Annotated in this window: 1 protein-coding gene; it reads right to left on the bottom strand. The window is 50.3% G+C overall.

The annotated features are described in order from the left end of the window. Positions 1 to 1,361 (bottom strand): IS1634 family transposase (locus tag JCM12296_RS34895; RefSeq protein ID WP_054702793.1); only part of this gene is annotated, 1,361 nt, incomplete at both ends.

Below are 1,361 nucleotides of genomic sequence, written 5' to 3'. Positions count from 1 at the left end.
CCGCAGACAACGTGCTCGAATTTTTGAAGCAGATATTCTGCCTTGGGCGTTCGGTAATCCTTTTTATTGGGCATGAAATCATCCAGCCCTTTATCCCGTGCCTGAATATTTTGGCGTGCCGCGCGCTCAATCAAGACGACAATTTGCAGCGCGATCTTGAACAGGAACAGATAGGCTTCAATCCTCTCCGGCGTGTGCAGATAGATCGGCTCGAGGTTATATCCGCTTTTTGAGCGGCGAAAGATGTGCTCGACTTTATACTCATTCTTATGAGCCATCATCGCATCGGTGATCGACAGTTTCGTGACCGGCTGGTTGGTCACCAGAGGATAATAGCCGGCTCGGCTGACGTCCTGGTCGTAGGCCAGTTGGTTAAACTGCAAATCGATACGAAACTGGTCCTGAATGACTTCCACCTTCTCCACGGGACTGTTGGCACTGGGTCTGCCGCGCTTCTTATTTTTATAGGTGACCACCGGATCGTTATGGATGGAGTACGTGAAGTGGTCCTGGGTCTTGTGCTTCTTCAGGATCGACATGCACGCCTTGTCAATGGCGGATTGGCTTTTCAGACGATAGGTATTGAGCTTGGATGACAACTGATCGAATGCCTGTTGAGTTTTCTCGACACGCTGAGATAACGACTTTTGTTTGCGATGGAACAGCCCGTGGTCAAACAGAACGATCATTCTGAAGGGATAGGCTTTCCCATTATGGTCGATCACCAAGGGAACTTCGAACCCGCGATTGAGTTGTCCTTTGTAGGAAATCAGCTCTTCTCGGTCATGTTGGTCCAGGGCGTCCATAAAGGCTTTCTGGTAAGTCGCATACATGGGAAGCGGGCAGATGAAAAACCCGCCATGGTCGTGAATGTGGGCCATGTTTTCACGGCTGGCGACCTTTGAATCACCCACGAACAGAAAGTCCCGTTTACCCAACAGGTCGATCAAATGATGCCATTGCGCCACGTAGGTTTCGACATCGCCGGTGTTGCCACTGTAGGCTTGCTGAAATAATGGAAAGGCGCTATCGGAGCTGACGGATAAAGACCAGACCAGTTGTTTTAAATCCTTGCGGTACTGCTTGCTGTAACCAAACGTGATCGTAATGCCCTTTTCGGACCGGCGGTTGTTTGCATCCCCGAACATTTGGGCGCAGGTGGTATCGTTGTGGCAGATATCGGTTTCGATCTGGAAGCCTTTGATCATGGTCCGGGTGATCATGGTTTCCAGATTGCCAAGCCCAAAATCATATAGCGCATTCAGGGTGTCGGCTAGCCGATCGTCAAAATATTCCTTTGGCGCGATCCCCGGAAGCAAAACATCAAGGACTGTGCTCTCTTTGGCAAACTGGCAGATCCG

It is taken from the genome of Desulfosarcina cetonica JCM 12296 (assembly GCF_001311845.1).
GTDB classification, from domain to species: domain Bacteria; phylum Desulfobacterota; class Desulfobacteria; order Desulfobacterales; family Desulfosarcinaceae; genus Desulfosarcina; species Desulfosarcina cetonica.
Note: the sequence above shows the minus strand (reverse complement) of the source record. Positions and strands in the feature narration are given on the sequence as shown.